The organism is Kluyvera sichuanensis, assembly GCF_014218705.1.
Classification (GTDB): domain Bacteria; phylum Pseudomonadota; class Gammaproteobacteria; order Enterobacterales; family Enterobacteriaceae; genus Kluyvera; species Kluyvera sichuanensis.
In genome coordinates this window covers 450,493-462,476 of record NZ_JABBJF010000001.1, presented here as the reverse complement: position 1 = coordinate 462,476, position 11,984 = coordinate 450,493, and the positions used below count along the sequence as shown (strand labels likewise).

Below are 11,984 nucleotides of genomic sequence, written 5' to 3'. Positions count from 1 at the left end.
TAGAACCAATCAATATTTTAAAATACTAATATAGAGGGAATCTATATGGACATGAATTTGGTTAAGGTCTTCGTTGCTATATATGAGCAGGAAAGCGTTTCAGGAGCCGCAGATATCCTGAATATTACCCAGCCATCAGTGAGTTACGCTCTTAAGAAGATGCGTGATGAACTGAATGATGAGTTGTTTGTTCGACAGAACACCGGTATGAAACCAACACGACAGGCAATTGAAATATATCGCACATTTAGCAAAGCGGTGGGCGAAATAGACGCTGTTGTCGCCTCCCGAAAATCATTTGATTATCGGACCTCCGGACATAAATTTGTCATGGCTATGTCGGATCTTGGCGAACATTATTACCTGCCTCTAATTTTCAGCGAGATAACAAAGCTGGCGCCAGGGGTGGAGATAGAAATACTTCCTCTGGAAATTTCAAAACTTCAGGAATGGCTTGATAAAGGATTCATCGATGCAGCGATCTGCAACCGAACATATGCTGTACAGAATGTTCATTGCGATATCTTGCTCAAAGACAGATATGTATGTCTGAAAGGAAATGCACACGCACGTGTTAAAGAAGCCATCACCTTAAAGCAGTTCCTGGAGGAAAAACACATTGTTGCATCTTCTCAGGCTGGCCATAACTTTTATCAGGAATGGTACGCTAACACGAATCAAAAGCTGACTAAAGCATTAACAGTACCCGATCTTAATATCGTGGCTCCTCTGGTTGAATCGTCAGACTATATTAGCGTAGTACCGGAAACCTATAGTCTTCAAAAAAGTGAACATTTTGCAGTAACGGCACTCTCTCTTCCGGTCGATTTTCCCAAAATTGAAGTGTGCCTGTACAGCCAGAATACGTCACGTAGTGGTAAAGAGAAACTCTGGTTCCTTAAAACCGTGAAAGATATTTGCCTGAATTATTGAGCTTCTATTTGGAGGGGAGGGTACGTGGATTATAGGAAAAGAATGGATTCCTCGTTGGGTGCTAGCCGCCCGATGAGAGCGGCTAAAGGAGCCATGAGGGCGCTAGTTACACTTCGATGCTCGTTTTAACGTTGATGTTATCACGTGTAGCATTAGAGTAAGGACACACAATATGGGCTTTCTCTACCAGCTCTACTGCTTCTTCATAATCCATACCCGGTAGGCTTACAATCAATTCGGCTTCGATACCGAAACCAGTAGGGATTGGCCCGATGCCAACCAGTCCATTTACCTTTGTACCCGCTGGGAGCTTCTTCTTAAGTTGCCCTGCAACGAATGTCATAGCCCCCAGGAAACAGGCGGAATAGCCAGCAGCAAATAGTTCCTCAGGATTAGTACCCGGTAAATCTGCTCCCCCCAGTTGTTTAGGGATAGAAAGGCTGACATCCAGCACCTTGCTTTCAGACCATGCGCGCCCGTCACGACCACCCGTTGCATAGGCTTTAGCAGTGTATTTTACATCCTGAACTTTCATATAATTCTCATCCTCAAAATGGATTAGTAGATGGAAACAACATCATAGCTTTAAACGCATATGAGGAAGGCTTCGCTGCTCTATCAAATAATCGCTACTGAAGGTTTTTTCTTCTTCAGAGGCGAAATGAATCGATGGAATGATAGTAGCATTCAAGACCAGAGCGATAATTATCTGTTTTCAGGATACAGTGTGCAGAAATCCTTAACAATTGTGATTTTGGCGGTGTTAAATTTACCACTCAGGGAGTTTTTATAAGACTGAAGAACGGCGGGTGAGGGCGCATGTTGTCAGCTTACTTTCCACAGCTAACGGTTTTACTCCATGAACTGTAAGGTTATTAACATCATCCGACCCTTTTGTTTGCTTCCGTCATCAGAAGATTAAAAAGAGCCCGAGCAGCAGGTCCTGTCTCCTCGCCCTTAGGTAGGGTTAGATGAAGGGGAACCTGGTAGTCAAATCCCTCCTGAATATCAAGGTTAACAATCTCAGGATTATTGATTTTATTAATAAGGTGTTCAGGAATTCGGCAAAATCCCAAACCTGAAATCACTGCGTCAATTGCATAATCAAAATTGTCCACCGTTAATCTGCGTTGTGTTTTCAGCCAGCCAACATTTTCCCCCTGAAATTTTTCGTCGCGACCTAAGTCTCTCAGAACAATTTGAGTTGTATTTACCAATTCATTTACATTGATATTCTTTTGCCTGGAAAGTGGGTGCCTGGAAGAAATTACCGGCAACATCTTTACATGGCCAAAGAAAGATGATGGGTGATTTTCAACAGGTAGGTTAATAATGGCAATATCAGATATTTTTTCTTTAACGTATTTTCGGGTAGAGCTAAGTGAGGTTTCGCGCAAAGTAACAGATGTTAATTCATTATTAGAACAGAATGTTTTCAAGGGACCATAAATCCAGTTGCGATCACAAAGATGATCCACTGAGACTGTGAGATTGGACTCGTACCTTTCGGAAAGGAGATGACTCTGTTTTTCTAATTGCCGGGCTATTTCAAGCATGGTGCCCGCTTTTCGTAAAAGAAAAGTCGCATTGGCTGTTAAACGCGTCTTGTTGCCTACCACCTCAACCAGCTTCGTACCAAGCTGATCTTCAAGTTTTTTCACTGAATACAAAAGAGTGGTGTGGCTCTTATTTAACCTTTCAGCAGCGCCCTGCACACTTCCTTCTTCGCTGATAGCAACTAAGTTCACCCACTGGTCGAGTGTGGATTTCAGTCTTTCTGTCATATTTTTGAACACATAATGGCTAATTTATGAAGTTTATTGTGCAATAAATTCATAATAACATACAGGCATTCTGAGTAAACGTTAGCACTGGAGGTATGATGTCGAACAAACTTTTACAGCTACACTTTGATTTTCATGGCCCGTTTGGTCCCGAAATGTCTCGTCAACTGGTAGGCCTGGCAGAATCAATCAATTCTGAACCTGGTTTTATCTGGAAAATCTGGACTGAAAGTAAGGATAATCAAGAGGCTGGCGGCATTTACCTGTTTCAGGATGAGGATACTGCATTGGCTTATGTCAAAAAGCACTCAGAACGCCTGAAGCCACTCGGGGTGTCCGAAGTCATCTACAAAATTTTCGATGTGAATGAGCCACTCACTAAGATAAACCGGGGTCAGGCGCAGTAATCGGAATGTCATTCAGGGAGGTTTATCCATGCCTCCCTGAATGAATGCCTGGCGGCTAATTACACGTGTATAACCTATCATTTATTTTCATATCTTCGTTCTTGCTGACGAAAACAGGTTCAAAAGAGTGTCTCACTTATCTAAATGAGTTAATCATCTCCATAGCTGATTGAAACATCTCGCTTTGTGGATCTGCCAGATTATTGACCAGAGTAAAATGATTGCTTTTATGGTCCTCGAGTAGTTTTACATCAAGACCCTGATCACAACATGCCTGATAGTAGGCTTCCGTTTGATTTTTGAAACCTAAAGTCTCCAGGGCTCCTACGCTAAGTAAAATTTTGGGGGCATAAGCCTTACCCGGAAGAGAAAAGATGGGACTTAATTTTTTTGCCTGAACAATGGATAAATTTAGCCATTCATTTATATAGGTCTCGCAAAGAGGACGAAGATCGTACAACCCACTTAATGCCAGTACCCCTTTTATAGCATTCGATGGCAGTCGGTAACGAAGTTGCCAATCGTCTGGAATGAGCATGCCGCACAGGTGGCCTCCCGCAGAGCTTCCGCTGACAAAGATCCGCTCTGGGTCGATGCCAAATTTCTCTCCATTATGATACAACCAGGCAACCGCACTCCGTACCTCATGTACGATTTCTGATAACGTTGCTTCAGGTGCCAGGGTGTACTCCAGCGTGGCAACTGCTACTCCATTTTGGCTAAAAGCAGCAGCCATTGAACAGGCTTCTTCCTTACGCTGAGAGTGCCAATATCCACCGTGGATAAAAATCAGCAAAGGTGCAGGTTGAATAGGTGTCGGGAACAAATCCAGTCGCTCAGCAGCAGCCATACCATAATGCAGATCGTAAATACCTGGTGTTTTAAGTTTTGCCTCACGCGCGAGTTCAGCATACTCAACCATACAACCGTCAAAATCCTTCACTGAAGCACGTGCGTTGTACTCAACAGCACGTACGCTCAAATTTTCAAAATCAAGATCAATGCTCATTCAGGTCTCCTGGTTATTAGTCACTAATTCTTATCTTCATCATTTCTCAGAAAATATCTTTGCTTATTGATGCGTATTCCGGACTAGCCAGTAGCTCTGGATTACAACTGAATGTCGCGCTTCCTCTCATACCTTGCAGGCACCTCGTTATAGCTGACAGGGCTACGGCCAGATGTATCATCAGCAACGGGGCTATTCGGAACGACTGCGCAAGTCTGAGAAAGAGATGCGATACCTAATGTATGGTGCAGAAAACCGCTCGCTGGATGAGATAAAAGATCGCTACAACCGAATATAAAGCACGGTTGGCGCGTTTACATCGTAATCACCTTAAGGATTACCACTATGACGCGTATTGTACCCATCATTGCTCTCGGTTTTTTAATCACTTCACCGTCACTCTACGCCAGCTCAGCCAGCTATAACATCAACACCCAGAAGACGACAATTGCACTCTCCTGGCGTGCATTTGGGGAAACCTCTGAAGCAAGCCTGGGCAAAGTTACGGGAGACATTACGCTGGATCCTGGACATGCAGAGAAAGACCATATTAATGTGATCATTCCCGTCGCAACGTTGGAGGCATCCAATAATCTGCTCACTTATCAGATGAAAAGCAGTCTATTTTTTGATGCTGGACACTACCCGAATATCGCTTTCACCAGCAGTCGCGTGATAGCACTGGGAGAGGGGCATTTTCGTGTTTTTGGTACTCTGGCCGTTAAGAACGTTTCACGCCCGGTCATTCTGGATGCTTTACTGAAGGGGAAAAATGAGGAGTTTTTCGCGGCCGAGAGCATTTCTCTGCATGCCTCGACAGCGATTTCGCGTTCAGCATTCGATATGGACAGTTTTGCTGCACTGGTGGATGACACAGTAACAATCAATATAGATATTCAGGCGAGTCCTCACTTGATTGCATAAACCACCCAGGCAGTCCTTCAGACTGCCGGGAGGTTCACTCATCTAAGCCAGCTCCGCCTGCAATGTCAGCGCGTTTTGCCTCAACTGAGAAACCGGGTTACGGCCAATCAACACAAATTGATGACGCCCGGAGTGCCACCAGACAAGGTTCATTGAATGACGCTGCTCCTGGCTAAGCTCGGTGCTGGCAGGATGACGGTCCGGGGAAATACACAGCGCCATCGGGCCGAAGTCGGCATGCATCCAGGCAATTTGCGCAATCGACGTACTGTCGTAACGCAGCATGCGTACCATTTTTAACTCAGCTCCCGGCAGGGCAAGTTGCCGCTCATTTGCCTGCAAACCAATGTCCTGCGCTGTGCGTACCAGTCCCCGCTGCAACGCAGATGTGGAATTGTCTGCATCGAGCAATGTTTCTGCGCTATACAGCGACATGTACTGAGCCTCAAGGTCGCGAATTTTTTCACTTTCACTCAGAGTGCGGGTTGTGGGGCGCGCGAAATAGCCCAGCCCTGAACCGATAACCAGAAAGCTTAGCGAGGCAGCGATCAACGAGCGGCGGCTGACCCCTGATGCTTTGTCGGTGGTTGCGGGTTCCTGGGAAAGCAGGTTAGCCAGCTGTTCCTCCATGCGTGACTGGGGTGCCGTGTTAAGAAGGGGCGTAAACGCACTGGCAAAGTCATCCTGGTTGAGGCGCAGCAATTCAGTTCGTTGAGCCAGTTGTTCATCCTGCTCAAGAGCGTCCTCAAATCGCTGAGCATCATTTGCCAGCATCTCGCCATCAAGCCAGGCGGTGATCGCCTCATCACTGTACGGTGCTGTGAATCGGGTGGATTTCAAGAGCGTTTCTCCTGTACAGGGGGCGGTGTGTTAACCATCTGGGCTATTTTCGCCCGCGCAGTCGCCAGCCGACTCATGATCGTTCCAATCGGTACGGACAATGTTTCTGATGCCTCCTGATAGGTGAAACCCTCAACGTAGACCAAAAAAACGGCATTGCGTTGGGCTTCTGGCAGAGTACTCACGTGCTGCATAATTTTCGCATAGTGAAGGTGGGTATCATCCCGCTCTCTGGTATCAGGTGCCAGTAATTCATCGCTTTCAACAAAACCCTGCCCAAGGCGCACCCGACGGGCGCGCACATCAGAAATCCAGATGGAGTGCAGGATTGCGAATAACCAACTGTCTATACGCGTACCGGGGATAAACTGCGCGCTTTTTTCAAGCGCGCGGACACAGGTTGACTGGACCAGTTCCTCCGCGACCTCACGGTTACGTGACAGAACCAGCCCATAGCGCCAAAGGCGCGTCAGATGTTCAGCAAGATGCTGACGAACGTCACTGGTAGTGATTTTATGATCCTCATACCATTACTCAGGATTCGGGATGGCCATTAATGGCAGCCTGTAGATCCCTGTACTCCTCACAGCCATGACCGCAAAGTGAGGCGATGGTTTTCAACTGTTCTCTTGCCAGGTCAGGGCGCCCCTTTACCAGCCAGGCTTCACCCAGGTATTCGCGTACTTTGGCATAGCCCGGATCGAGTGCTAATGCACGCTGATAATAGCCAATCCCTTCATCAGTACGGCCCAGCTTACGGGTGGCATACCCGCGATAATTCCATGCCTCAGCGGTATTGCCATTTTTTAGCGTGTCGAGCAGGTTCAGGGCTGCCTGATATTCTCCTTTTTTGGCCAGATGGTAAGCATAACGAGTTTTATCCTCATCATTGAGCTGACTGGTTTTCTCCGGCATGCACTGCTTTGTCGTGCTGTTGTAAACCTGTCCGGAGGGACAATCTGGCGTTTTTTTATTTGTATTATCGTCACCTGCGGCAAAAACCGAAGGGGCAGGGAGCAGAACAAACGCCAGAGGCAACAGAAAATGCCTCAGAGCAGCGGAAGAGATAAGCGAAACACGATTCATGGTGAACTCCTGATTAACGAAAAGCGCGGCCGGGCAGCATACGACGCAGTACGCCGTCCCGTAACAGGTAGTGATGGAAAAGCGCAGCGAATGCATGTGCAGAAGCGAGTGCAATCAGTGCCCAGGCCACATTACCGTGCCACTGAGCCAGGGTATGTCGGAGTGAGGGGGTAACTGCCACCAAGCCAGAAAGATCAAAAAGCCCAAAGAATCGGAAGGGTTCTTGTTGTGACCAGCGGAAAAGAAACCCGAGAACTATTTGTATTAACAGGAGAAGGTAAAGCGCGCCGTGCACCACATGCGCAAGGCTTCTAGCCAGCCGAGTACCTTCAATCGGAGGCATAGAAAAGCGGGAGCTTATATGGCTGACTAGTCGCCATAACGGTCGAATGACCATTACCAACGCAAGCAAAATCCCACAGGAAATATGAACCGCCTGTAACCCTTTTCTGAGTGGTGTTCCCCGTTCCAGCAGCTCCCAGATATGGGCGCTGGCAAACAGAAAAATCACACTGGCTGCCGTAACCCAGTGCAGGATCAGGGTGAAGGTGTCGTAGCGCTGTCGCCTTACAGGTTGCGTTATTTCGGTCATAAACGAACTCCATCAGTGTGTTAATGATGAGTAAACGCGGCAACCGGTGAATCTATTCGAAAATATTTTTTCTTTTCTTATTGAGTACAGCTCCCTTCTTTTATGCGACTGGAGACAGCCTGCGCCAGGCTCCCGGACTCATGCCGGTATAACGACGAAATGCCAGCGAAAATGATGGGATAGATACATATCCGATAGATTCCGCAATCTCTGAAATACTTTCACGGTGCTGCTTTAAAAATGTTTGTTTGAATGCTTTTGCTTGCTGGGTCGAAAATCCGAACGATAGGCCGACAAACGCCTAGATGATTGTAAAGCGTAACGAGAAAGCTCTTTTGGGGTGCCATCCATATAACGAGAAGAAACGTAAGTATTGATTAGATAGTTGATAAAACGGCAGACTGCATGTACATGATTAATATTTGTATTGTGCTTGCTAATTACAGCACGTCCGAGTGTAGGCAACACAAACTTTCCTGATTCAAGATAATGAAGAAATGCTTCAAGCTCACTAATTGCAATCGAAGGATTGTATCCAGACAGATGGAAACTCAAACAGAAAGTAACATCATGTTTTTGATACCAGTACTCATAAAAAAATTTTAGAGCCTGTAGCGTAGATGACTGCGTGGATTCGGAACGTAAAGACAAGCGATCAATGAGAAAGAGAAGTGGAAACAGAAGCGGTAAGTTAGTAGTGGTGTCAACCAATGTCCAAATCCGCCGGTTTGGAGCAACACTCAACTGTTCGAGTATATACATCTGAGACATCCTCAGAGAAGTTCGTGGATATGAAGAAAATAGCTCTTAAACATAATGCCAGCAAACGAAAGATTAAGGGGAGACTTAACCCTATGATTTTATGCGAACCATCTTGGTTCATGAAGTAAGTTAGCAATCAACATGATTTAACATAATATAAATTATGCGCACTAACATAGAGTCAGGACAAATCCAGGATTTTTCGGCTGTGATTGTGTTACTCAAAAGCCGGCTTATTTTAGCCCCGCAGCCTCATCGCAACCCTTAACCTACAACTGCTGCTTTACCAATCCACCGTTATCACTAAACGTTACCCATGCCATCGCACCATTCACGAGCGACATCTGTGGCGGCATGTGTCCGATATCAACATCGTACAGCACCGGAATGTTCACATCGCCCAATGCTGATCGCAGCGCGTCGAGATAATTATGTTGATTTTCGTCGCCGACATTCGGCCCAGCACTTCTGCCGATCATGATACCACTGAGGGTTTTGAACCAGCCCTGCAAACGTAAACTGTATAACGCTCGCGTTAATTCGCACGGCGCCATTTCGACGTTTTCAAAATACAGAATTACGCCGTCGCCGCTATGCTGTTTTTTAAACGATGCTATGTCGCCGTACTCTGTGCCGGCAAGCCTGGCGATAGTATCCAGGCAGCCACCAATCAAACGCCCGTGAAACGTGACACTCTCGCTTTGGCCATCGAGACGCTTCCACTTCGTTGGTTGTGTCAGATTAAAACCAGCATCTGTTTCCGTACCCCATTGGTTAGCTTCAACCTGGAACTTTTCTGAAGCATATTGCGTTACCGTGCTCCCGCGTTCGCATTCCAGTATTTTCCATACAAATGACGTGGTTTTATCCAGTTCTCTGGCACCCAACTCCATCAGATTGGGACCATGCAACGTCGCCCAACCGCACAAGGTGGTCAGCGGTAAATGCAGCGTTGAGAGATCGGAAAAGCCGCTAAACCATTTTGGTTCAATGTCGTTTAACTTATTGAAATCAATAAGCTCTAATAGCTCCATGGCCAGTTCGCCTCCCCAGGGTGGCATCACGGCTTTCACATCCGGATCGCAAAGAAATTGCATTAATTCGGCAGCCCGTTGATGCTCATCGGCGCTCTTATTCTTATGTTGATGGCGTAAACAGCGCCCTTCAACCACCCTAAACCCCTTATCCCGTAATGCGCTAATGGCGAGATCTAACCGTGGATGCAGATGTGCAGGAACGCCAGAGGATGGTGCGGTAATCGCGATGGTATCGCCAGAAACTAACCTGGACGGAATGCGTATTTTCATGGAATATTTCCTTATTAACACTTTAAGAACATATCCCATAAACAACGTGCTCTACAACGCCGCTAAGGAAATTGATGATGTCTGACTGGAACCCAACGCTGTATCTGCAGTTTGGTGCAGAACGCTCAAGACCTGCCGCTGAACTGCTGGCTCGCGTTCAACTGAATGATGTTGTTTCTGCTATCGATCTTGGCTGCGGGCCGGGTAACAGCACTGAATTACTCCACTTTCGATGGCCAAATGCCAATATTACTGGAATTGACTCATCGCCATCGATGCTCGAGGAAGCGCGAAAACGATTACCAACCTGCCATTTTATTGAAGAAGATATCCGCCATTTTCAGCCGGAAACGCCTCCGGATGTGATTTATGCCAATGCTTCACTCCAGTGGATATCCGGTCATGATACGCTGCTCCCGTACCTCATTAGTCTGCTGAAAAATAAAGGATTTCTTGCTGTTCAGATGCCTTATAACTGGGATGAACCTTCCCACGTTTTGATGCGTGAAGTTGCTCAGGAACAAGGGCATCCGAATCGAGGACGCGATCCGTTGCCTAGCGTGCATGCTTATTACGACATTCTCAGTCATGCCGGCTGCGAAGCGGATATTTGGCGCACGACCTATTACCACAAAATGGATTCACATCAGGCGATTATTGATTGGGTTAGCGCGACAGGGTTACGACCGTGGATACAGGATTTGAATGAGCAAGAAAAGCAGCTATATCTTGCGCGTTATCATCAACGGCTACAGGAGTGCTATTCGAAACAGGCTGACGGGAAGATATTGCTGGCCTTTCCACGACTCTTTATGGTCGCGCAGCGAACCCGCTGAAAGTAAAGGCATCAGGTGATACCGGGTTTCCGGTATCACTATCGTGGTTAAACATCGTGAATTGCAAAAAATCGCGCCAGCGCCCTTCTTCCCGCGTCGGTAAAACGGACTTCCCGGTAACCCTCAATACGTTCGACCCAGCCATGAGATTCAAAAGCGGCCAGCAACGCGGCGCCCGCATTGCCGCCCAGATGTGGCCGCCGCTCGCTCCAGTCGAGACAGGCACATGCGATTTTTCGCCTGGTTTGGTTTTTTAACGTCGCGCCAATCTGGTGAAAGCCAGTGAGTCCCACGGGCGAAAGCGCGGTTCCTTCTGAGGTAAACCAGCCTTGTTCCTGCATAAAAGCGTAAATACTGACGGCCACCTCACCGGCCAGGTGATCGTAGCAGGTGCGCGCCTTACGCAAATGTACCGGCGTACTGATTTTCATTGCAGGCTGTGTGCGCATGGAAACGCCCATCAGCGTCTCCAGTAACATAGCGACCTCGCTGCTCGCTAGCCGATAATAACGGTGTCGACCCTGTGACAAACAGCCGATTAGTCGCCCCTGCACTAATTTTGTCAGATGCGCGCTGGCGGTAGATGGTGCGACGTCGGCCACCGCACTCAACTCCGTCGCGGTCCAGGCCCTGCCATCCATCAATGCGCACAGCATGCTAACCCTTGAAGGGTCAGCCATCGCAGTGGCCACTTCTGACATAGCGCTTTCAAGTACCTCGGCGTCATTCTGTGCCGGGGAACTGCTGAGGGGTTTATTCATCCCATTGTCCGGTGATATGAGCGGCAAGCTCGTTATTGTCTGTCAGTAAAATCAGTCGATTAGCATGATCGCTGTACTGTACACGGATGTTAACTCCCTGCTCTGCCAGCACGCTGGCTATCTCACCCAGTTCTCCAGGACGTGCCTGCGTTAATCGCCGAATCAGCGGCTTAGTCACGGCGGCTACCGGTATCCCCGCGTGCTCCAGCACCTTCCGGGCGCGCTCACCGTCCTCAACCAGAAAATGGGCATGAGAGTGGTCACCAACGCTAAAAAGGCCGCCACCTTCAAGCCCAACCCCCATTTTTCCAAGGGTTGAACCCAGCCGTCCCAGCTCTCCGGGAATATTACGCATAATAACGTGGAGATCATACATGATGGGAACGCCTCGTTTCAGATGAGTACTCGCGGATGACCTGAACCACCCGAATACGATAGCTGGCAAAGATCGTTTGCTGGCCTTCACGCTGTGCGGCCTGATGCAGAACGTTGCGTTTCCACGCGAGAACCGCATCTTCGTTTTCCCACCAGGAAAGCGATAGAATTTTCCCTTCAGTGCTCAGGCTCTGAAAGCGCTCAATGTCGATAAATCCCTCGATTTTTTCGAGTTCCCGACGAAGTTCAGCAGCAAGTTCAAGGTAGCGTGCTTGCCTTTCGGCAACGGCGTGGGCTTCAAAAAGTACGGCAATCATCGTGATCTCCAGTCGGTGGAATAAGCCCACTATAGCGTGCAACAAGCTTAA

The 11,984-nt window shown here is 47.7% G+C and carries 17 protein-coding genes; 4 read left to right on the top strand and 13 right to left on the bottom strand.

The window, feature by feature from the left end:
• Window positions 1-45: 45 nt before the first annotated feature.
• Window positions 46-933: a LysR family transcriptional regulator gene (locus HII27_RS02235; RefSeq protein ID WP_185666329.1), complete on the top strand. Its 888-nt coding sequence runs from the start codon at window positions 46-48 to the stop codon at window positions 931-933.
• Between the two features lie 106 nt (window positions 934-1,039).
• Here HII27_RS02235 and HII27_RS02230 read toward each other — a convergent pair whose 3' ends face one another.
• Together HII27_RS02230 and HII27_RS02225 are read right to left on the bottom strand one after the other, a co-directional pair.
• Complete coding sequence (locus HII27_RS02230) at window positions 1,040-1,468, bottom strand: organic hydroperoxide resistance protein (protein WP_185666328.1); 429 nt, start codon at window positions 1,466-1,468, stop codon at window positions 1,040-1,042.
• Between the two features lie 346 nt (window positions 1,469-1,814).
• Window positions 1,815-2,717 carry a LysR family transcriptional regulator gene (locus HII27_RS02225; RefSeq protein ID WP_185666327.1) on the bottom strand — a complete coding sequence of 301 codons (903 nt, stop codon included), beginning with the start codon at window positions 2,715-2,717 and terminating at the stop codon, window positions 1,815-1,817.
• Window positions 2,718-2,815: 98 nt separating this feature from the next.
• Between HII27_RS02225 and HII27_RS02220 the strand changes: the two genes are divergently transcribed.
• Window positions 2,816-3,124: a monooxygenase gene (locus HII27_RS02220; protein WP_185666326.1), complete on the top strand. Its 309-nt coding sequence runs from the start codon at window positions 2,816-2,818 to the stop codon at window positions 3,122-3,124.
• A gap of 136 nt (window positions 3,125-3,260) precedes the next feature.
• Here HII27_RS02220 and HII27_RS02215 read toward each other — a convergent pair whose 3' ends face one another.
• Window positions 3,261-4,133, bottom strand: a complete 873-nt coding sequence (locus tag HII27_RS02215) for an alpha/beta hydrolase (RefSeq protein ID WP_185666325.1) — start codon at window positions 4,131-4,133, stop codon at window positions 3,261-3,263.
• A 345-nt stretch (window positions 4,134-4,478) separates the two neighbouring features.
• Between HII27_RS02215 and HII27_RS02210 the strand changes: the two genes are divergently transcribed.
• Window positions 4,479-5,057, top strand: a complete 579-nt coding sequence (locus HII27_RS02210) for a YceI family protein (protein ID WP_185666324.1) — start codon at window positions 4,479-4,481, stop codon at window positions 5,055-5,057.
• A 42-nt stretch (window positions 5,058-5,099) separates the two neighbouring features.
• Here the strand turns inward: HII27_RS02210 and HII27_RS02205 are convergent, their stop codons facing one another.
• The 7 genes from HII27_RS02205 to HII27_RS02175 all read right to left on the bottom strand — a co-directional run bounded on the left by HII27_RS02205 (window position 5,100) and on the right by HII27_RS02175 (window position 9,644).
• Entirely contained in the window at window positions 5,100-5,897 is a 798-nt protein-coding gene (locus HII27_RS02205; protein WP_185666323.1) for an anti-sigma factor family protein, read from the bottom strand.
• Window positions 5,894-6,409: a sigma-70 family RNA polymerase sigma factor gene (locus HII27_RS02200; RefSeq protein ID WP_185666376.1), complete on the bottom strand. Its 516-nt coding sequence runs from the start codon at window positions 6,407-6,409 to the stop codon at window positions 5,894-5,896. Before HII27_RS02200 ends, HII27_RS02205 begins: the two co-directional genes overlap by 4 nt.
• Window positions 6,410-6,431: 22 nt before the next feature.
• On the bottom strand, window positions 6,432-6,983 hold the full coding sequence (locus tag HII27_RS02195) for a tetratricopeptide repeat protein (RefSeq protein WP_185666322.1): 552 nt from the start codon (window positions 6,981-6,983) through the stop codon (window positions 6,432-6,434).
• A gap of 13 nt (window positions 6,984-6,996) precedes the next feature.
• Window positions 6,997-7,575 carry a cytochrome b gene (locus HII27_RS02190; RefSeq protein ID WP_185666321.1) on the bottom strand — a complete coding sequence of 193 codons (579 nt, stop codon included), beginning with the start codon at window positions 7,573-7,575 and terminating at the stop codon, window positions 6,997-6,999.
• Between the two features lie 100 nt (window positions 7,576-7,675).
• Entirely contained in the window at window positions 7,676-7,771 is a 96-nt protein-coding gene (locus tag HII27_RS02185; RefSeq protein WP_317983831.1) for an AraC family transcriptional regulator, read from the bottom strand.
• Window positions 7,772-7,809: 38 nt separating this feature from the next.
• Window positions 7,810-8,337 (bottom strand): hypothetical protein, encoded by a 528-nt coding sequence (locus HII27_RS02180; protein ID WP_223883122.1) that lies wholly within the window; start codon window positions 8,335-8,337, stop codon window positions 7,810-7,812.
• Between the two features lie 269 nt (window positions 8,338-8,606).
• On the bottom strand, window positions 8,607-9,644 hold the full coding sequence (locus HII27_RS02175) for a S66 family peptidase (RefSeq protein WP_185666320.1): 1,038 nt from the start codon (window positions 9,642-9,644) through the stop codon (window positions 8,607-8,609).
• A gap of 77 nt (window positions 9,645-9,721) precedes the next feature.
• Between HII27_RS02175 and tam the strand changes: the two genes are divergently transcribed.
• Window positions 9,722-10,480, top strand: a complete 759-nt coding sequence (gene tam / locus HII27_RS02170; protein WP_185666374.1) for a trans-aconitate 2-methyltransferase — start codon at window positions 9,722-9,724, stop codon at window positions 10,478-10,480.
• A 47-nt stretch (window positions 10,481-10,527) separates the two neighbouring features.
• Here the strand turns inward: tam and HII27_RS02165 are convergent, their stop codons facing one another.
• From HII27_RS02165 to HII27_RS02155, 3 genes are read right to left on the bottom strand one after another with little or no spacing between them, the layout of a single operon-like run.
• Entirely contained in the window at window positions 10,528-11,241 is a 714-nt protein-coding gene (locus HII27_RS02165; RefSeq protein ID WP_223883121.1) for an ArsR/SmtB family transcription factor, read from the bottom strand.
• Window positions 11,234-11,617 (bottom strand): amino acid-binding protein, encoded by a 384-nt coding sequence (locus HII27_RS02160; RefSeq protein WP_185666319.1) that lies wholly within the window; start codon window positions 11,615-11,617, stop codon window positions 11,234-11,236. Before HII27_RS02160 ends, HII27_RS02165 begins: the two co-directional genes overlap by 8 nt.
• Entirely contained in the window at window positions 11,610-11,933 is a 324-nt protein-coding gene (locus HII27_RS02155; protein ID WP_185666318.1) for an antibiotic biosynthesis monooxygenase family protein, read from the bottom strand. The genes HII27_RS02160 and HII27_RS02155 overlap by 8 nt, the downstream gene beginning before the upstream one ends.
• Window positions 11,934-11,984: the final 51 nt, after the last annotated feature.

Bases quoted from the DNA above. Each gene is read 5' to 3' on its own strand.
- HII27_RS02235 (WP_185666329.1), top strand. From the start codon at position 46: ATGGACATGAATTTGGTTAAGGTCTTCGTTGCTATATATGAGCAGGAA.
- HII27_RS02230 (WP_185666328.1), bottom strand. From the start codon at position 1,468: ATGAAAGTTCAGGATGTAAAATACACTGCTAAAGCCTATGCAACGGGT.
- HII27_RS02225 (WP_185666327.1), bottom strand. From the start codon at position 2,717: ATGACAGAAAGACTGAAATCCACACTCGACCAGTGGGTGAACTTAGTT.
- HII27_RS02220 (WP_185666326.1), top strand. From the start codon at position 2,816: ATGTCGAACAAACTTTTACAGCTACACTTTGATTTTCATGGCCCGTTT.
- HII27_RS02215 (WP_185666325.1), bottom strand. From the start codon at position 4,133: ATGAGCATTGATCTTGATTTTGAAAATTTGAGCGTACGTGCTGTTGAG.
- HII27_RS02210 (WP_185666324.1), top strand. From the start codon at position 4,479: ATGACGCGTATTGTACCCATCATTGCTCTCGGTTTTTTAATCACTTCA.
- HII27_RS02195 (WP_185666322.1), bottom strand. From the start codon at position 6,983: ATGAATCGTGTTTCGCTTATCTCTTCCGCTGCTCTGAGGCATTTTCTG.
- HII27_RS02190 (WP_185666321.1), bottom strand. From the start codon at position 7,575: ATGACCGAAATAACGCAACCTGTAAGGCGACAGCGCTACGACACCTTC.
- HII27_RS02180 (WP_223883122.1), bottom strand. From the start codon at position 8,337: ATGTATATACTCGAACAGTTGAGTGTTGCTCCAAACCGGCGGATTTGG.
- HII27_RS02175 (WP_185666320.1), bottom strand. From the start codon at position 9,644: ATGAAAATACGCATTCCGTCCAGGTTAGTTTCTGGCGATACCATCGCG.
- tam (WP_185666374.1), top strand. From the start codon at position 9,722: ATGTCTGACTGGAACCCAACGCTGTATCTGCAGTTTGGTGCAGAACGC.
- HII27_RS02165 (WP_223883121.1), bottom strand. From the start codon at position 11,241: ATGAATAAACCCCTCAGCAGTTCCCCGGCACAGAATGACGCCGAGGTA.
- HII27_RS02160 (WP_185666319.1), bottom strand. From the start codon at position 11,617: ATGTATGATCTCCACGTTATTATGCGTAATATTCCCGGAGAGCTGGGA.
- HII27_RS02155 (WP_185666318.1), bottom strand. From the start codon at position 11,933: ATGATTGCCGTACTTTTTGAAGCCCACGCCGTTGCCGAAAGGCAAGCA.